This window comes from Methylobacterium oryzae, assembly GCF_036441375.1.
GTDB classification, from domain to species: Bacteria; Pseudomonadota; Alphaproteobacteria; order Rhizobiales; family Beijerinckiaceae; genus Methylobacterium; species Methylobacterium oryzae_A.
In genome coordinates, this window is the sequence record NZ_MLCA01000010.1 from 334,534 (window position 1) to 350,936 (window position 16,403).

Consider the following 16,403-nt stretch of genomic DNA (forward strand, 5'->3'; position numbering starts at 1 on the left):
CCCCACGCTGCCATAAGCCGGCCCATGGCCGCTCCCCCGCTCCTCACCCTCCAGGACGTCGCGCTCACTTTCGGCGGCACGCCGCTGATCACGAGCGCGAGCCTCGCCATCGCCCCGGGCGAGCGCACCTGCCTCGTCGGCCGGAACGGGTCGGGGAAGTCGACGCTCATGAAGATCGCCGCGGGCCTCGCGGAGCCCGACCGGGGACGGCGCTTCCTCCAGCCCGGCACGACGATCCGCTACCTCGCGCAGGAGCCCGATTTCACGGGCTACGCCACCACCCTGGATTTCGTCGAGGCGGGACTGCCGCCGGGCGAATCGACCCACCGGGCCCGCTACCTCCTGGAGAGCCTCGGCCTGACCGGCGCGGAGGATCCGAGCAAGCTCTCCGGCGGCGAGGGGCGGCGCACCGCGCTGGCGCAGGCGCTCGCGCCGGAACCCGACGTGCTGCTCCTCGACGAGCCCACCAACCATCTCGACCTGCCGGCGATCGAGTGGCTCGAGACGGAGCTGAAGGGCACCCGGGCGGCCCTCGTGCTCATCAGCCACGACCGGCGGTTCCTCTCGGCCCTGTCGCGGGCCACGATCTGGCTCGACCGGGGCGAGACCCGCCGGATCGACCAGGGCTTCTCCAGCTTCGAGGCGTGGCGCGACGCCTTCTTCGAGGAGGAGGAGCGGGACCAGCACAAGCTCGACCGCAAGATCGCCGCCGAGGAGCACTGGCTGCGCTACGGGGTCACCGCCCGGCGCAAGCGCAACGTCCGCCGGCTCGGCAACCTGCACGAGCTGCGCCAGAACCGTCGCGAGGTGCGTCGCCCGGTGGGCAGCGTCAGCATGCAGGCCTCCGACGCCGAATCCTCCGGGAGCCTCGTCGTCGAGGCCCGCGACATCGCGAAGAGCTACGGCGAGCGGAAGATCGTCGACGGCCTGTCCCTGCGGGTGATGCGCGGCGACCGACTCGGCATCGTCGGGGCGAACGGCGCGGGCAAGAGTACCCTGATCAACCTGCTGATGGGCCGGCTCGCGCCGGATGCCGGGCAGGTGGTGCTCGGCACCAACCTGCTGCCGGTGGTGCTCGATCAGGCCCGCGCCGTGCTGGAGCCCGGCATGACCGTCACCGACGTGCTGACCGGCGGCCGCGGCGACAGCGTCACGGTGAACGGCCAGAGCCGCCACGTGATCGGCTACCTCAAGGACTTCCTGTTCACGCCCGAGCAGGCGCGCACGCCGGTCTCGGTTCTCTCCGGCGGCGAGCGCAACCGGCTGCTGATCGCCCGCGCCCTGGCCCAGCCGGCCAACCTCCTCGTCCTCGACGAGCCCACCAACGACCTCGACCTCGAGACCCTCGACCTGCTTCAGGAGATGCTGGGCGACTACCAGGGCACGCTGATCCTGGTGAGCCACGACCGCGACTTCCTCGACCGCGTGGCCGGCAGCGTGCTGGTCTCGGAGGGCGCCGGCCGCTGGGTCGAGTATGCCGGGGGCTACAGCGACATGCTGGTCCAGCGCGGCCAGGGCGTCGAGGCGCGGGCCGTCGCGCCGAAGGCCAAGGAGCCGCGCGAGCGCGCCGCCCCCGCGGGCCAGCCGGCGGGCAAGCCGAAACTCGGCTTCAAGGACCAGCACGAGCTGAAGACCCTGCCGGCCCGCATCGAGAAGCTGGAGGCGGCGATCGCCCAGCTCCGCACGATCCTGGCCGACCCCGAGCTCTACGCCCGCGACCCGGCCCGGTTCGACAAGGCCTCGACCATGCTGGCCCAGGTCGAGACCGAGCTGTCGCAGGCGGAGGACCGCTGGCTGGAACTGGAGATGCTTCAGGCGGGGTGAGAGCCGCCGCATCGCGCCGCGAGACGTACCGGACCGGAGACCGCATGACCGCCTATCAGACCCTCGAGCAGCGCTTCGCCCGGCTCGCCGCCCTGGAGGGCGCGGCCGGGATCCTCGGCTGGGACGCGCAGACCCTGATGCCGGACGGCGCCGCCGAGGCCCGCGGCGACCAGCTCGCGATCCTGCGCGGGCTCGCCCACGGGATGCTCACCGCCCCCGAGGCCGCCGAGGAGCTGGCGGCGGCCGAGCGGGGCGGGGACCTCGAGCCCTGGGCCGCCGCCAACCTGCGCGAGATGCGCCGCGCCCAGGCCCACGCCACCGCGGTGCCCCGCGACCTCGTCGAGGCCAGCTCCCGCGCGGTGTCCCGCTCGGAGATGGTCTGGCGCGAGGCGCGGCGCGACGCCGATTTCGCCCGCCTCGAACCCCACCTCGCCGAGGTGCTGCGGCTCCAGCGGGAGATCGGCCAGGCGAAGGGCGCGGCCCTCGGCCTCGACCCCTACGACGCGCTGCTCGACGGCTACGATCCCGGCATGCGCCGGGCGACCATCGACCCGCTCTTCGCGGACCTGACCGGCTGGCTGCCGGCCCTGATCGCCCGCGCCCGGGAGATCCAGGCGTCCCGGCCGGCGCCGCTCCCGCTCGCCGGGCCGTTCGACGTGGCGGTGCAGCGGGAGCTCGGCCTGAAGCTGATGGAAGCGGTCGGCTTCGACTTCACCCGCGGCCGGCTCGACATCAGCCTGCACCCGTTCTGCGGCGGCGCCACCGACGACGTGCGGATCACCACCCGCTACGACGCGGCCGATTTCGGCCGGGCGCTGATGGGCGTTCTCCACGAGACCGGGCACGCCCTCTACGAGCAGGGCCGGCCGGCGGCGTGGCGGAACCAGCCGGTCGGCGCCGCGCGCGGGATGAGCCTGCACGAGAGCCAGTCGCTCATCGTCGAGATGCAGGCCTGCCGGAGCCGGGAGTTCTTCACCTTCCTGGCGCCGCTCCTGCAGGCGGCGTTCGGGCGGTCCGGGCCCGAATGGTCGCCGGAGAACCTGCACGCGCTCAACACCCGGGTCGCGCCGGGCTTCATCCGGGTCGATGCCGACGAGGCGACCTACCCGGCCCACATTCTCCTGCGCTACCGGCTGGAGACCGCGATGATCGCGGGCGACCTCGCGGTGCGCGACCTGCCGGGGGCGTTCAACGACGGCCTGCGCGACCTCCTCGACCTGACCGTGCCGGACGACCGGGTCGGCTGCCTCCAGGACATCCACTGGCCGAGCGGGGCGTTCGGCTATTTCCCGACCTACACCCTCGGCGCCCTGGCGGCCGCGCAGCTGTTCCGGGCCGCCCGGACCGCCGAGCCGGCGCTGCCGGGCTGCCTCGCGCAGGGCGATTTCGGGCCCTTGCGGGACTGGCTCCGCACGAACGTCCACGCGGTCGGCAGCCTGCTCGAGACCGACGACCTGCTCACCCGCGCGACCGGAGCGAAGCTCGGCACGGCGGCGTTCCGGGCGCATCTGGAGGCCCGCTATCTCGGGGCCGAGAGCGCCTGAGAGGCGGCGGGCGGGGAGGGGACGGAACAGCCCCCTCCGCCGGTGACGCCTAGAGCGTCACCACGTCGACGGACTCGCCGAGCCGGTCGCGGGCGATATCCGCGACGTGGCGGTGGTGCGTGAACAGGATCGGCTGGACCCGCGTGCCGATCGCGGCCAGGGCGTCCAGTCCGTAGCCGGTCCGGGTCTCGTCGAAGGTCGAGAACAGGTCGTCGCCGATGAACGGGGCCGGCTCGGCGCGGCCGGCGTAATCCTCCAGATAGGCCAGCCGCAGGGCGAGATAGAGCTGGTCGCGGGTGCCCTCGCTCATGCCCTCGATCGTGACCGTGCCGCCTCCGGCGCGCCGCCCGGCGAGCTTCGGTGTGTCGGCCTCGTCGTAGATCTGCGCCAGTCCGGAGAACGCGCCTCCGGTCAGCGCGCAGAACAGCGCGCCCGCCCGGGCGACGAGCGGGTCCTGCTGGCCCGCGCGGTGGCGGGCCACCGCCTGCCCCAGCATCAGCCCGGCGAGCCGCAGCACGGCCCAGGACCGCGCCGCCGCCTGAAGATCCGCCTCCGCGGCCTTGCGCTCCGCGAGGGCGAGCTCGGCGCCGGTGCCACCCTCGAGCTCCGCGCGCCGCCGCTCGGCCCGGTCGCGGTCGGCGAAGATGACCTGACCGCGCTCGGCCTGCTCCTCGGCCTCGAGGACCAGACGCGCCAGCTCCGCCTCGATCGCCTCGGGGGACAACGTCTCCAGCCCGGCGCGCAGCTCGCCCTCGGGAAGTCCGTCGGCCGCACCCGCGAGGTTGCCGCGGAGCCGCAGACGCTCGGCGCGCAGCGCCTCCCGCGCGCTGAGGCGGCCGAACAGACGATCGATCTCCGGCGTCGGTGCCGCGGCGAGGTCCGGCATCACCTCGGCGACCTGCCGGACGAGCGTCGCCCGCGCCGCGTCGCGCCCTTCGGCGGCGGCGCGATGGGCCGCCTCGGCCTCGTCGCGGCGACGGTCGAGCTCGGCGCGCCGCGCCTCGCGGGCCTGCGCGGCGACGAGGCGCCCGTGGAGCGACCGGATCGCGCCGGCGGGCGACGTCTCGGCGAGATCGGGGGCCAGGGCCTCGACCAGCGTGGCCGCCGTGTCGCGGAACGCCTCCATATCCCGGCGGATCCCGGCCGAGCGGCGCTGCAGTGCGGCTCGCTCCGCCAGCCGGTCCGGCACGCTCCGCCACGCTTCCAGCGCGCCCTCGGCCTCCTCGGGGCCGGCCGCACCGTCGAGGCCGAGGGGCAGGAGCGCCGCCGCCCAGTCGGCCTGCCACGCGGCGCGGCGGGCAGCGGTCTCGGCGAGGCTCGCCTCCAGCCGCTCGACGGACAGTCCGGCCGCGCGCAGCAGGCCACCGGCCTGCAGATTGGCCTCCCAGCGGCTCGCCAGGGCGGCGATGCGCGCTTCGAGACCGTCCAGCGCGGCGGCGATCTCGAGGTCCGGCGCGGCGTCGAGCCCGGCGCGGGTGCGCAGGTCGGCCAAGGGCCCCCGCACGGTCTCGATCCGCGCCAGGAGGCGGTCGGCCTCGATCCGCTGCGCGGCGAGGCGCTGCTCGGCCTCGATCAGGCTCTCCACCTCGGCGAGCCAGGCCGCCATCTCGGCCGGCGGTCCGGGCACGAGGCCGGCGGGCCGCCAGGCCTCGCGCCACGCCGCCTCGCCCGCCGCGATCTCCGCCGCGAGACCAGCGAGGACGCGGTCGGCCTGCGCGGCCTCCGCCTCCTCGGCGGCGAGCCGCTCCAGTGACGGTAGCGCGCCACCGTGTCGGGGGCGGGTAGGGGCGTCCGGACAAGGGCGGCGAGGTCGGCGACCGGCGGCGACAGCCGCTCGGCCGGGTTGCGCAGCAGCGCCGCCTCCCGGCGGATCGCGCCCTCGAGGGTGTCGCGGGCGGCGATCCACTCGTGCAGCCGGGCCAGGGGTTTCAGCGCCTCGCGGAGCGGGGTCGGGTCCCGGGCCGCGTCCGCCGCCTCCATTTCGCGGGCGAGGCGGTCCCGCTCGGCGCGGGCGGCGGCGAGGTCGCGGGCGAGCTGGTCCTCGGCGGCCGCCGAGGTCCGGCCGTCGCGGATCAGGCGCTCGATCCGGGCGCGCGCCGCGTCCGGGGGCTGCCGGGCCTCGAGCGCGGCGAGGTCGGGCACGCCGATCCGGGCGCGCAGCCGCTCCAGCTCCAGCCCGACCTTGTGGGCGTCGCCCTCGATGCGGGGCAGGTCGGTGCCGCCCTTCTCGAACTCCCGGGTGCCGCTGAACGCCGCCAGGATCTCGTCCGCCCGGTGGGTCAGCCCCGGCTCGACCGGGACGGATTCGGCCTCGCCCCGGGCCCGGTCGAGCGCGGCCGCGGCCCGCTCCGCCTCGGCATCCGCGACGCGGCACGCGTCGAGGGCGGCCCCGAGACGGGCGACCCGGGCGGGATCCGCGTCGACGAGGTCGGACTCGGCGGCGATGCGCTGCTCCAGCGCGTCGATCTCGGCGATGATCGGCCGGACGCGCTTGAGCCGCTCCAGCCGCGCGCGCGCGACCGCGCCGGCCTTCTGATCGCTCCTGAGCGCGTCGAGCTGCGCGGCCGCCGCGGCGATCTCGTCGTTCAGGGCGCGCCAGTCGCCGGCGCGCAGGCCCCGCTCGCGGATCGCCCGCCGGGCCGTCTCGTGGCGCTCCAGCGCCTGGTAGAAGGTCCGGTGCTTCGCCTGGCGCGGGGCGAAGATGGCGTCGGCCTCCGCGTCGAGCGTCGTCTGCAAGTCCGTGAGACCGCGCAGGCCCGAGCCCGCCGCGAACAGGCTCGCGCCGACCTCCCCCTCCACGTCGACCATCTCGCGCCCGCCCGCCCGGAGGCTCGCCGCGTCGAGGCCGAAGGCCCGGCAGAACACGGTGCGCGACAGGCCTCCGAGGAACGGGGCGAGCGCGTCGTCGGCGAGCGGCGCGTCGGCGGCGTCGATGAGGGTGCGGCTGTTGCCCTTCCGGCGGCGGAAGGAGAGCCGGCGACCGTCGGCGGCGGCGATCTCCGCGCCGAGGCGCAGCTGCGGCATGTCGTGCAGGAAGGCGTAGGGCGTGCTCTTCCCGAAGCCGAACAGCAGGTCGGTGACCGCGGCCAGCGCGGTGCTCTTGCCGGCCTCGTTGGCGCCCAGCACCACGTGCAGGCGCGCGTCCGGCCGGAACGCGACGGTGCGGTCGGTGAAGGCGCCGTAGCGCTCCAGGGCGAGGCGGATCAGGCGCATCGGGCTTCCTCGGGCGCTCGCCTCAGCAATGCCGGCCGCCGAGGCGCCCGAGGACGAGCGCCTCGGCCTCGGCGCAGAGCGCGTCGAACTCCGCGTCGAGGTCGGCCTCGGCGGCGGCGGTCCCCGGCATCCGGCCGCCGATCTCGGCCAGCGCCGCCTTCGCCCGGGCGCGGAACTCGGGGTCGCGGTCGAGGTCGGCGAGCAGCGCCGCGGGGTCGATGGCGGCCCCGGACGGCTCCGCCGCGGCGCGCGGGCGGCGGGTCTCGATCTTCAGGCGCTCCAGCCAGATATCCTCGTGCAGCCGGTGCGCGGCCGCCTGGATCTCGGCCGTCAGGGACTCGCGATCGGCCGCGAGGGCGTCGTGCGCCCGGGTGGTCCCGGCGAGGTGGACGCGGACCAGGAGCAGCCGGCGCGCCGCGATCGCGGCCAGGGGCCTCAGCGCCGCCTCGACGGCCTCCACGGCGCCGCGCGCGTCGGCCACCGCCGCGAGGTCGACCGTGACCCGCTCGAACCGCGCCCGGTCGAGGGGCAGGCGGCTGACGCCGGTCACCCGCCCGTCGGCGACATCGACCACGACGGCGCCCTTCTCGCCGCACTCGCGCACGCTGCGGCCCTGGAGATTGCCGGGGAACACGATCCAGGGATCCCGGGACAGCTCCGCGTATTCGTGGATGTGGCCGAGCGCCCAGTACTCGTAGCCCCGGGCCGCGAGGTCGGCGACCGAGCAGGGGGCGTAGGTCTCGTGGGCGGCGTGGCCGGTGCAGGAGGTGTGCAGGACCCCGAGGTTGAACCAGCCCGGCACGGCGGCCGGGTAGGTGAGCGACAGGTTCTCCTCCACGGCCCGGCCCTGGAAGCTGCGGCCGTGGATCGCGACGCGGAGGTCGTCGAGGCGCAGGGTGCCGGCGCGGGCGGTCGGGAAGACGTGCACGGAAGCCGGCAGCGTGATCGAGCGCGTGATGACGCTCTCGGCGTCGTGGTTGCCGCGCACGAGGATCGTCGGGATGCCGGCGCGGTCGAGGCGCGCCACCTGCCGGGCGAAGAACAGGCCGATCGTGGTGTCGGCCCAGTCGCCGTCGTAGACGTCGCCGGCCACCACCACGAAGGCGACCGACCGCTCGATCGCCTGGCTCACCAGATCCTCGAAGGCCTGCCGGCCGGCCGAGGCGAGGCGCCGGGCCAGCTCCGCGTCGCGCGCGGCGAGGCCCGACAGCGGGCTGCCGAGATGCAGGTCGGCCGCGTGGATGAAGCTGAACGCCGTCATGGCCTCCGGACGGGATCGGTGGGGTCTCGGTGCGCGGCGCTCCGCGGAGCGACCGGCGCCTCGCCGTGCCGGCTCTTAGGCCGCCGACCGGGTTCGCCTCAAGCACCGTGCGGCGATGGGCTGTGGGGCGAAGTCATCGACCCCGGGCGCGCCCGGGATCGGCACCGCTATCGCGGACCCTTTCCGATCCCGGCAAACCCGATCCCGGCGTGGCAGCGGTCGAACGTCCCGGCTCCGGGCGCGTTAGAGCGTGGCGGTGGCGGGAGCGCCGCGCGTTGAGGTACGAGACCGGCCCGATGAATCCTGCTGCACGCCCGGCCCGCTCCAACCCCGCACCGTCGCCCGTCACGCCGATCCGCCCCGCCGACCGGCCGCACCAGCCCTTCAAGATCGTGAGCTGGAACCTCCTGCGGCGCACGGGCGCGGCGGTGGACGACGTCGCGGCCCTCGTCGCCCAGGAGAAGCCCGATCTGCTGCTGATGCAGGAGGCGACCCGCGCCATCGGCTTCCTGCTGGACCGGATCGGCGGGCACTATGCCTGGGCTCCCCTGCCGGGCCGGATCCACGGGCTCGCCATGTGGAGCCCGAAGCCCTGGACGGCCCCGCCGCGGGTGATCGCACTCCCCTCCGGCGCCCTCGTGCACAGGGTCTGCCAGATCCTCGACCTCGGCGAGTTCGGGGTGGCCAACGTCCACCTGTCGCACGGACAGATGCTGAACCGGCGCCAGCTGCGCCGCATCGTCAGCGAGTTGCCGCCGCGGGCCGCCGTGCTCGGCGACTACAACATCGTCGGGCCCGCGCTGATCCCGGGGTTTCGCGACGTCGGACCGCGGCAACCGACCCACGCGATGGTCGAGGTCCTGCCCCTGCGGCTCGACCGGTGCCTCGCCCGCGGCCTCGTCTGCCACGCGCACGCGGTGCTGCCGCGGGGGCGCTCCGATCACCGGCCGATCGTCGTCCATCTCGGCCCGGCGCCGGAGGCGCACGCCCCCGGCCGGTTCAAAGGTATGGCAGCAGCAGTCGCACGCCTGCGTCGCGCAGACGGATCGGCAGGCCGCGCGCGGCGAGATCCTCCCGGCTGAGCCGCGCCTCCATCTTGCCGCGCATGAACCGGTCGAGATCGGCGGCGAGGTCCGCGTCGATGATCTCGACGTTCAGCTCGAAATTGAGCCGGAAGCTGCGCATGTCCCAGTTGGCGCTGCCGACGAAGCACCAGATGTCGTCGACCACCATCGCCTTGGAATGGTCGAAGGGCGGCTCGTCGAGCCAGACGCGCACCCCGGCCCGCAGCAGCGGCTCGAGATGTGCCCGGGTCGCCCAGTCGATGTACGGATGGTCGCTCACCCGCGGGATGATCACGTCGACCCTGATGCCCCGGGTCGCGGCCTGCGCCAGCGCGCCGGTCACCAGCTCGTCGGGCAGGAAGTAGGGGGTCACGAACCGGACCGTCCGGCGGGCGCAGGCGAGCGCCTGCAAAATGACCTGCTCGATCTTCTCGACATCCGCGTCCGGGCCGGAGGTGACCGCCCGGGCGACGCTCGGTCCGCACGGCTCGAGGTCGACGAACCACGGAGGGCCGTCGAGGATCTCGCCGTCGACGAAGGCCCAGTCGGCCGCGAAGGCGGCGGCGAGCTGCTCGACCACGGGGCCGGTCAAACGGAAATGGGTGTCGCGGATCGGGTGCTCGGGCTTCAGGGAGACACGGTTCGGGTGCGAGATGTTGAGGCCGCCCGTGAAAGCGGTGCGGCCGTCGATGATCAGCAGCTTCTTGTGCGAGCGCAGGTTGAGGAAGGGCATCCGCCAGGGCAGGGCGGAGTGCATGAACAGGGCCGCCGGAACCCCGGCGGCCGTCAGGCGGCGGTAGACGGGCGCCCGGAAATAGCCGCCGCCGATGCCGTCGATGATGACGCGGACCTTCACGCCCCGGGCCTGCGCTTCGACCAGGGCGTCGCAGAACTCGCCGCCGGTGGCGTCGTCCCGGAAGATGTAGCTCGACAGCCCGATGCTCGCCCGGGCCTCCCGGATCGCCGCGAGCATCACCGGATAGGCCGCATCGCCGTTGCGGAACATCTGCACGGTGTTGCCCTCGAAGGCCGGCAGGCCGGTGATCTGCCGGATCGCGCGGTCGAGGGGCCAGAGCGCCTCCGGCACCACGGCGTCGTCGGTGTCGGGCAGCTGGGTCGCGTCGGAGGGCTTGGTCCGCAGCCGCCGCGCGCGGCGCGAGACGCGGTTGATGCCGAAGATCAGGTAGAGGGCCGTGCCGAAGATCGGCGACAGCCACGCGAGGCCGATCCAACCCACCGCCACACTGACCCGGCGCTTGCGCAGCAGGGCGTGCAGGGTGACGCCGATCGCCAGCGCGATACCGATCAAGGCCTCGACATCCGACCGCATCAGGGCGGTCGACTGGACCCAGCGGGTGATCGCGTTTTCCAAGGTGAGGCTATCCGGGTTCGCGTCGGGAGGCGCCGGACTTTCCCGAAGCCCATGCGGCGGGCGGATTAATCCGCCGGCTCGGCCGGATGTGCAATGGCTGCGGCGGCAGTGGGCCGCTCGCAACGATAGGGTCCGCTGCCGTCGAGCGCCCCGTACAGGACCCGGCCGCCGGACGCGATGCAGCGCGCCTTGGCCTCTGCATAGGGCCTGTGGAAGCTCCAGATGGTGATCATGGGCCCGATCGTCGCGACGCAGACGCCCCCGAAGATCACGGCGGCGGCCCAGGTCGCGCCGTTGCGATTCGGCCGCGGCGGCCGCGGCGGCGGCATCGTGCCGTAGAAGGCCAGCGTCAGACCGAGCAGGTCGATGGTGCTCATCAGCCGTTCCGCGTTGCGGCGCCGAGCCCGGCAGGATCGGACAAGTCCTTCATCCTAGGGCAGGGCGGCGCCATCACCTACGCGTGTGGCGCCGAACCGCCTGCGTCGTATCGCGCCAGGCGCGGGCTCAGGGCTCCCAGCGGGGCGGCCGCTTGCCCAGGAACGCGTCGATCCCCTCCCGCGCGTCGGCCATCATCATGTTCCGGGTCATGATTTCGGCCGTGTAGCCGTAGGCGTCCTCCAGGCCCATCTCGATCTGCCGGCCGAACGCCTCCTTGCCGATCGCCAGGACGCGCCGGGCCTTCCCGGCGATCCGGGCCGCGAGAGCGCCCACCGCGGCGTCGAGATCCGCCTCCGGAACGACCCGGTTGACGAGGCCGATCCGCAGCGCCTCCGCGGCGTCGATCGGCTCGCCGACCAGCAGCATCTCCATGGCGGCCTTGCGCGACACGGCCCGCGACAGGGCGACCATCGGGGTCGAGCAGAACAGGCCGATCTGAACGCCCGGCGTGGCGAAGCGCGCCGTCTCGGTGCAGACCGCGAGATCGCAGGTGGCGACGAGCTGGCAGCCGGCGGCCGTGGCGATCCCGTGCACCCGGGCGATCACCGGCTGCGGCAGGCGCGCGAGGCTCAGCATCAGACGGGCGCAGGTGCGGAAGACCGCCTCCGTCGCGGCCGGGGACGGATCGGCGCGCATCTCCTTGAGGTCGTGCCCGGCGCAGAAGGCGGCACCCGCCCCCTGCAGGATCACGACCCGCACGGACGGATCCTCGCGGATCGCGTCGAGCTGCGCCTGGAGAGCGCCCATCAGAGCCATCGACAGGGCGTTGCGGGCCTGCGGCCGATTGAGCGTCAGGGTCGCGACCCCGTCGGCGTCGCTGCGCAACAGCACGGGCGCCTCCGGGGCAGCGGCGGTGGCCGTGGCTACGGCTGCGGTCATGGCGGAGTCTCCCGGCACCGGCCTCCCTTGCACGGGGCCGGTCGCGTGGTCGGACGGTAGCACGCCGGTTTCCGGTTCGCGACGGCGCCGCGGCGGGCGATGCGCGATAGGCGGCCTGTCAGACGGGCGGGCTGTCAGGCCTGCTCGGCCAAGGCGAGGTCGAGGCTCGCGTAGTCGGCGCCCGGGCCGTTCCACCACAGCGCGGGATAGGCGGCGAGCCGGCCCATCACGCCGGCATAGGCGTGGGCGAGGGCCGTATCGACGACGACCAGAGCGGCCCCCGCCTGAGAGAGACTGTCGGCCAGCGCCTGGTCGCGACCGGCGCAGTCGAGGCAGGCCACGCGCAGGCCGAGGCGGGTGAGGCCGAGGCGCATGGCCTCCGCCTGCCCGAGATCCTGCACCATGAGCGCCACGGTCTGGCCGGCCCGCAGGCCCTCGCCCCAGGCCCAGCGCGAGAATCGGTGCGGACAGATCGCGGCGGCCGGCAGGACCGGACCGGCACGCCGTTCCGCGTTGACGGCACCGGTGGCACCCGGCCGGGCGCGCCGGTCGGAGTCACGAGCCGGGACAGGGATGGGGGCCGCCGGGGAATGGACGCCGAACATGCGATGCGGACCGCCTGAATCTGGACACACTGCAGGTCCTGGCGTGACGCGAGCAGGTTAACACTCTCTCACGCGCCGGCGTTCCGCCGAAAAACGACCGCGTTTTCGACGCCGCGCGGCTTGGTGACTGGGCCTATGGCCAACGGGCCGTGAACAGCGACGCGCGAATTGCCGGCACCCGGGGCCGCCGTTTCGGTCGCATTGGCGCGCGCGCGGGTCCGGCCTATGTCCCGCCCGCCAGAGGCGGCCCGCGAGAGGCCGCCCCCGATCGAGGAACCGCCGCGCATGCGCCCCACAACGACCCGGATCTCACTCCTCGCCGCCGTCACGCTCGCGGCCCTGCCGGCGCAGGCGCAGATCCGGAACGCCCCGGCACCGCGGGCGCTGGAATTCGCCGCCTACATCTTCGCGGCCTCGAATGTCTGCGGCTACCGGATCGGCAGCGACCAGTTCGAGGCGCTGCTGGCGAAGCAGAACGTGCAGATCGCCGACGTCCAGCCGCGCGGGCCGTTCGGCAACCGGGTGCAGACCATGTTCACGCTGATGTCGAACCAGATGGCGCAGAACCGCGACCGGGCCTGCATCGCGGTCGCCGGGGAATACGGGCCCGAGGGCACGGTGGCCAAGAACGTGCTCCTGCCGGCGGGCCAGGAGCCCGCCCCGGCGGCGAAGCCGGCCGAGCCCGCCAAGCCGCAGTGAGTCACGATCGGGGCCGCGGCCCGCCTCAGCCGAGACGCCAGTCGATCGGCGGGCGCCCGTGGGCCGCGAGCCAACCGTTGGCCCGGCCGAACGGATCGGAGCCGGGAAAGTCCCGGGCCCGGTTGAGCGGCGAGGGATGTCCGCTCTCGAACACGCCGTGGCGGCGGGAGTCGATCAGCGCGGCCCTGGCCCGCGCCTGGGCGCCCCAAAGCAGGAACACCGCGGGCTCCGGACGCGCCGAGACGGCGGCGACCGCCTCGTCGGTCAGCGCGGCCCAGCCGTATCGCAGGTGCGCCCCGGCCTTGCCGGCCTCGACCGTGAGCGCGCTGTTGAGCAGGAGCACGCCCTGCCGCGCCCAGGGCGTCAGGTCGCCGCCCTTGGCGCGGTCGGATCCCGCCTCCGCCAGGATCACCTTCAGCGAGGCGGGCAGGCGTCCGGCCCCCACGAACGAGAAGGCGAGCCCGTTGGCGTCGCCCGGGGTCGGGTAGGGATCCTGCCCGAGGATCACGGCCCGCACGTCCTGCAGCGGCGTCTCGGTCAGCGCGCGGAAGACGCGGTCCGGTGACGGCAGCACGCGGGCGCCGGCGGCGATTCGCGCGTCGACCCGGTCGGCCACGGCGTCGGCCTGCCCGCCGGCGAAGAACGGAAGGCTCAGCCAGGACGAGCCGGAGGCGCGGAAGGCGGCGAGGGCGTCGGAGACGGGCGTGTCGGTCATGGTCTCTCGCGGTCGGGCTTCGCGCCCAGATAGGGGGCGCGGGTGCCCCGTCATCGGCGCGGCGGTTGCGGCCCGGGGCCGCCCGTGTTTAGGGACACGGGTGGCGCGTGCCGCACGCTGCGGTGCGGCATGTCGTGTCCGGTCTTCGCAGGGCGGCTTCGCACCCTACATGGAAGCGCACCCGACGGGGTTTTAAGCCTCCGGCCCGGTTCAGGCATGATCGCCGGCCGCCGGATATCGGAAACCAGAGGAAGGATCGCGGCGCGCGGCGCCGGAACGCTGCCATGAACGAACGCGTCGAACCCGCCGCGCTGGCGAATGGCCGGCCCCTCGCTCCGCTCCAGCCCGCGGCGGCCCCCCTGCCGTCCGACCACCCGAAGGTGGCCTGGGGCCGCGTCGGCGTGCTGCTGATGAATCTCGGGACGCCCGAGGGCACGTCCTACTGGCCGATGCGCCGGTATCTCAAGGAGTTCCTGTCGGACCGGCGGGTGATCGAGGTGCCGCGCCTGATCTGGTGGCCGCTCCTCAACCTGATCATCCTGACGAAGCGTCCCGGACCGAAGGGCCGCGACTACGCCAGCGTCTGGAACAACGCGCTGAACGAGGGGCCGCTCAAGACCATCACCCGGGGCCAGTGCGAGCGCCTTCAGGCGGCCATGGGCGAGTCCGTGGTGGTCGACTGGGCGATGCGCTACGGCAAGCCGGAGGTCGCCGGCCGGATCCAGGCCCTGCTCGACCAGGGCTGCGACCGCATCCTTCTTGTGCCGCTCTACCCGCAATACGCCGCCGCCACCTCGGCCACGGCCTGCGACCAGGCCTTCCGCGCGCTGATGGACATGCGCTGGCAGCCGACGGTGCGCGTCTCGCCGCCCTATCACGACGACCCGGTCTACATCGCCGCCATGGCCGATTCGATCCGCGAGGGTCTGGCCAAGCTCGACTTCGAGCCGGAGGTGATCCTCACCTCGTTCCACGGGGTGCCGCGGAGCTACCTGCTCAAGGGCGACCCCTACCATTGCCAGTGCCACAAGACCGGGCGGCTGATCCGCGAGGCGCTCGGCCTGTCGCCGGACAAGATGCGGGTCACCTTCCAGTCGCGCTTCGGCAACGAGGAATGGCTGAAGCCCTACACCGACGAGACCGTGATGGAGCTGGCGAAGTCGGGCGTGAAGCGAATGGCGATCGTCGCCCCGGGCTTCACGGCGGATTGCCTGGAGACCCTCGAAGAGCTCGACGGCGAGAACCGCCACTACTTCGAGGAGAATGGCGGCGAGCGCTTCGCCTACATCCCGTGCCTGAACGACAGCGACTTGGGCATGCGGGTGATCGAGCACGTGGTGCGCCGCGAGCTTCAGGGCTGGATCTGAGATCCGAGCCGGGACGCCGCTTGCGGCGCGGCCCGGCCCGCCTATTCTTTCCCTCAGCCGGACGGGCACATCGGTTCGGCACGGGAGGCTCCCATGGCGTTCTTCATCGGCATCGCGTGTCCGTGGCTGCTGATCGCGGTGCTCGACAGGGTTGCCGAGGGGCGCCGCAGCGCCGAGCTCGCCGCCCTCGGCGTCACGCCGCACTCGGCTCCGGAGCGATCCAGCTACCTCGTTCCCGACCGGCCGTACTGACGGGGCGCGGCCCCGGGGGCCGCGCCGGTCGGGCTCTGACCGCTACTTCTTCGGCTCGGGCGCGGCCTGAGCGGCCGGCGGCGCGTCGGTGCGCTCGATCTTGGCCTCCGAGCGGAGCTTCAGGATCATGTCCTGCTGCGACTTGCGGATCAGGTGCTGGTCGATCTGCTCCTTCAGCTCGTCGAAGGTCGGTTGCGGCTTGGTCCGCTTCTCCTCGACCTTGATCACGTGCCAGCCGAACTGGGTCTTGATCGGGTCGGAGATCTGGCCAGCCTTCATCGCGAAGGCGGCGTTGGCGAAGTCCGGGACCATCCGCTCCTTGGTGAACCAGCCGAGATCGCCGCCCTCGGCCTTCGAGCCCGGATCCTTCGACGCCTCGGCGGCGACCTTGGCGAAATCCTCACCGCCCTTGATGCGCGCGGCGATCTTCTTGGCCTCGGCCTCGTTGTCGACGAGGATGTGGCGGGCGTGCACCTCCTCCTCGGGCTTCATCAGCTTGACGGTCTGGTCGTAGATCGCGTGCTCCGCCTCGGGCGTCACCGCGCGCTTGGCCTCCTGCTCCAGGTAATCGTCGAGCAGGAGCTTGTCGCGGAAATAGGCGAGCTTGCGCTTGAACTCCGGCGTGTCGCCGATCTTGGCGGCCTCGGCCGCCTGCGCGCCGACGCGGAGGTCGACCATGTAGTCGACCAGCAGGTTCTTCTTCTGGGCCTCGTCGACGCCGGGCAGCGACAGGGCCGGGTCGTCGGCCGCGATGGCGAGGTCGCCCTGCGTGATCGGCTTGCCGTTCACGCTCGCCACGACCGAATCCGTGCTCGGCGCGGCGGCCGGGCTCGCGGCGGCGGCCGGGGTGTTGGCGGCCGGGGTGTTGGCGGCCGGCGTCGGGGCCTTCTGGGGTGCCTGGGCCAGCGCCAGACCCGGCATCGCGATCATGACGGCGAGCGCGCTGACGCGCCGGAGAAGGGCGGTGTTCGGCATACGGGCGAAGTCCTCGGCTCACGTCTCGGCGTCGCGCCGGATGGGCCGGGCGGCGCGCCGCGGCACAGGTGGCCCGCGTCGGGCGAGAAGGCAAGCGCGGCCATTTCACCGATGCCGGAACCGTGACCGTACCGGCGCGCGTTGAGGGCTGCCCCTTCCAGGTGCGCCGGGCGATGTTTACCTCTATAAGCCCGG

The 16,403-nt window shown here is 73.7% G+C and carries 15 protein-coding genes; 6 read left to right on the forward strand and 9 right to left on the reverse strand.

The window, feature by feature from the left end:
• Positions 1–24: 24 nt before the first annotated feature.
• Both MOTC310_RS19960 and MOTC310_RS19965 read left to right on the forward strand, forming a co-directional pair.
• Positions 25–1,824, forward strand: coding sequence for an ATP-binding cassette domain-containing protein (locus MOTC310_RS19960; RefSeq protein ID WP_331303049.1), 1,800 nt, complete (start codon positions 25–27; stop codon positions 1,822–1,824).
• Between the two features lie 44 nt (positions 1,825–1,868).
• Complete coding sequence (locus MOTC310_RS19965) at positions 1,869–3,368, forward strand: carboxypeptidase M32 (protein ID WP_331303050.1); 1,500 nt, start codon at positions 1,869–1,871, stop codon at positions 3,366–3,368.
• Between the two features lie 49 nt (positions 3,369–3,417).
• Here MOTC310_RS19965 and MOTC310_RS19970 read toward each other — a convergent pair whose 3' ends face one another.
• The 3 genes from MOTC310_RS19970 to MOTC310_RS19980 are packed head-to-tail and all read right to left on the reverse strand — an operon-like array spanning position 3,418 to position 7,842.
• Complete coding sequence (locus MOTC310_RS19970) at positions 3,418–4,974, reverse strand: ATP-binding protein (RefSeq protein WP_331303051.1); 1,557 nt, start codon at positions 4,972–4,974, stop codon at positions 3,418–3,420.
• Positions 4,941–6,581, reverse strand: coding sequence for an AAA family ATPase (locus MOTC310_RS19975; protein WP_331303052.1), 1,641 nt, complete (start codon positions 6,579–6,581; stop codon positions 4,941–4,943). The genes MOTC310_RS19970 and MOTC310_RS19975 overlap by 34 nt, the downstream gene beginning before the upstream one ends.
• A gap of 22 nt (positions 6,582–6,603) precedes the next feature.
• Positions 6,604–7,842 (reverse strand): metallophosphoesterase family protein, encoded by a 1,239-nt coding sequence (locus MOTC310_RS19980; RefSeq protein WP_331303053.1) that lies wholly within the window; start codon positions 7,840–7,842, stop codon positions 6,604–6,606.
• 296 nt (positions 7,843–8,138) lie between these two features.
• On the opposite strand from MOTC310_RS19980, the gene MOTC310_RS19985 reads away from it, so the two are divergent.
• Positions 8,139–8,924 (forward strand): endonuclease/exonuclease/phosphatase family protein, encoded by a 786-nt coding sequence (locus MOTC310_RS19985; RefSeq protein WP_331290023.1) that lies wholly within the window; start codon positions 8,139–8,141, stop codon positions 8,922–8,924.
• Here MOTC310_RS19985 and MOTC310_RS19990 read toward each other — a convergent pair.
• The 4 genes from MOTC310_RS19990 to MOTC310_RS20005 all read right to left on the reverse strand — a co-directional run bounded on the left by MOTC310_RS19990 (position 8,842) and on the right by MOTC310_RS20005 (position 12,200).
• The gene (locus MOTC310_RS19990; RefSeq protein WP_331303054.1) at positions 8,842–10,278 is read right to left on the reverse strand and encodes a phospholipase D-like domain-containing protein; all 1,437 of its coding nucleotides are present in this window, start codon (positions 10,276–10,278) and stop codon (positions 8,842–8,844) included. The genes MOTC310_RS19985 and MOTC310_RS19990 overlap by 83 nt on opposite strands.
• Positions 10,279–10,343: 65 nt before the next feature.
• On the reverse strand, positions 10,344–10,655 hold the full coding sequence (locus tag MOTC310_RS19995) for a hypothetical protein (protein WP_331290021.1): 312 nt from the start codon (positions 10,653–10,655) through the stop codon (positions 10,344–10,346).
• Between the two features lie 127 nt (positions 10,656–10,782).
• Positions 10,783–11,595: an enoyl-CoA hydratase gene (locus tag MOTC310_RS20000; RefSeq protein WP_331303055.1), complete on the reverse strand. Its 813-nt coding sequence runs from the start codon at positions 11,593–11,595 to the stop codon at positions 10,783–10,785.
• A gap of 134 nt (positions 11,596–11,729) precedes the next feature.
• Positions 11,730–12,200, reverse strand: a complete 471-nt coding sequence (locus tag MOTC310_RS20005) for an AMP-dependent synthetase (protein WP_331303056.1) — start codon at positions 12,198–12,200, stop codon at positions 11,730–11,732.
• A gap of 285 nt (positions 12,201–12,485) precedes the next feature.
• Between MOTC310_RS20005 and MOTC310_RS20010 the strand changes: the two genes are divergently transcribed.
• On the forward strand, positions 12,486–12,899 hold the full coding sequence (locus tag MOTC310_RS20010) for a hypothetical protein (protein ID WP_331303057.1): 414 nt from the start codon (positions 12,486–12,488) through the stop codon (positions 12,897–12,899).
• A 25-nt stretch (positions 12,900–12,924) separates the two neighbouring features.
• On the opposite strand, the gene MOTC310_RS20015 is transcribed toward MOTC310_RS20010, so the two are convergent.
• Complete coding sequence (locus MOTC310_RS20015; protein WP_331303058.1) at positions 12,925–13,614, reverse strand: uracil-DNA glycosylase; 690 nt, start codon at positions 13,612–13,614, stop codon at positions 12,925–12,927.
• 284 nt (positions 13,615–13,898) lie between these two features.
• On the opposite strand from MOTC310_RS20015, the gene hemH reads away from it, so the two are divergent.
• Complete coding sequence (gene hemH, locus MOTC310_RS20020) at positions 13,899–14,981, forward strand: ferrochelatase (RefSeq protein ID WP_331290016.1); 1,083 nt, start codon at positions 13,899–13,901, stop codon at positions 14,979–14,981.
• Positions 14,982–15,074: 93 nt separating this feature from the next.
• A complete protein-coding gene (locus MOTC310_RS20025) occupies positions 15,075–15,233 on the forward strand; it encodes a hypothetical protein (RefSeq protein ID WP_331290015.1) in 159 nt (52 codons plus the stop codon).
• 42 nt (positions 15,234–15,275) lie between these two features.
• On the opposite strand, the gene MOTC310_RS20030 is transcribed toward MOTC310_RS20025, so the two are convergent.
• The gene (locus MOTC310_RS20030; RefSeq protein WP_331303059.1) at positions 15,276–16,208 is read right to left on the reverse strand and encodes a peptidylprolyl isomerase; all 933 of its coding nucleotides are present in this window, start codon (positions 16,206–16,208) and stop codon (positions 15,276–15,278) included.
• Positions 16,209–16,403: the final 195 nt, after the last annotated feature.

What these genes read in the sequence shown, in the direction of transcription:
- MOTC310_RS19960 (WP_331303049.1), top strand. Translation starts at nt 25, where the DNA reads ATGGCCGCTCCCCCGCTCCTCACCCTCCAGGACGTCGCGCTCACTTTC.
- MOTC310_RS19965 (WP_331303050.1), top strand. Translation starts at nt 1,869, where the DNA reads ATGACCGCCTATCAGACCCTCGAGCAGCGCTTCGCCCGGCTCGCCGCC.
- MOTC310_RS19970 (WP_331303051.1), bottom strand. Translation starts at nt 4,974, where the DNA reads ATGGCGGCCTGGCTCGCCGAGGTGGAGAGCCTGATCGAGGCCGAGCAG.
- MOTC310_RS19975 (WP_331303052.1), bottom strand. Translation starts at nt 6,581, where the DNA reads ATGCGCCTGATCCGCCTCGCCCTGGAGCGCTACGGCGCCTTCACCGAC.
- MOTC310_RS19980 (WP_331303053.1), bottom strand. Translation starts at nt 7,842, where the DNA reads ATGACGGCGTTCAGCTTCATCCACGCGGCCGACCTGCATCTCGGCAGC.
- MOTC310_RS19985 (WP_331290023.1), top strand. Translation starts at nt 8,139, where the DNA reads ATGAATCCTGCTGCACGCCCGGCCCGCTCCAACCCCGCACCGTCGCCC.
- MOTC310_RS19995 (WP_331290021.1), bottom strand. Translation starts at nt 10,655, where the DNA reads ATGAGCACCATCGACCTGCTCGGTCTGACGCTGGCCTTCTACGGCACG.
- MOTC310_RS20000 (WP_331303055.1), bottom strand. Translation starts at nt 11,595, where the DNA reads ATGACCGCAGCCGTAGCCACGGCCACCGCCGCTGCCCCGGAGGCGCCC.
- MOTC310_RS20005 (WP_331303056.1), bottom strand. Translation starts at nt 12,200, where the DNA reads ATGTTCGGCGTCCATTCCCCGGCGGCCCCCATCCCTGTCCCGGCTCGT.
- MOTC310_RS20010 (WP_331303057.1), top strand. Translation starts at nt 12,486, where the DNA reads ATGCGCCCCACAACGACCCGGATCTCACTCCTCGCCGCCGTCACGCTC.
- MOTC310_RS20015 (WP_331303058.1), bottom strand. Translation starts at nt 13,614, where the DNA reads ATGACCGACACGCCCGTCTCCGACGCCCTCGCCGCCTTCCGCGCCTCC.
- hemH (WP_331290016.1), top strand. Translation starts at nt 13,899, where the DNA reads ATGAACGAACGCGTCGAACCCGCCGCGCTGGCGAATGGCCGGCCCCTC.
- MOTC310_RS20025 (WP_331290015.1), top strand. Translation starts at nt 15,075, where the DNA reads ATGGCGTTCTTCATCGGCATCGCGTGTCCGTGGCTGCTGATCGCGGTG.
- MOTC310_RS20030 (WP_331303059.1), bottom strand. Translation starts at nt 16,208, where the DNA reads ATGCCGAACACCGCCCTTCTCCGGCGCGTCAGCGCGCTCGCCGTCATG.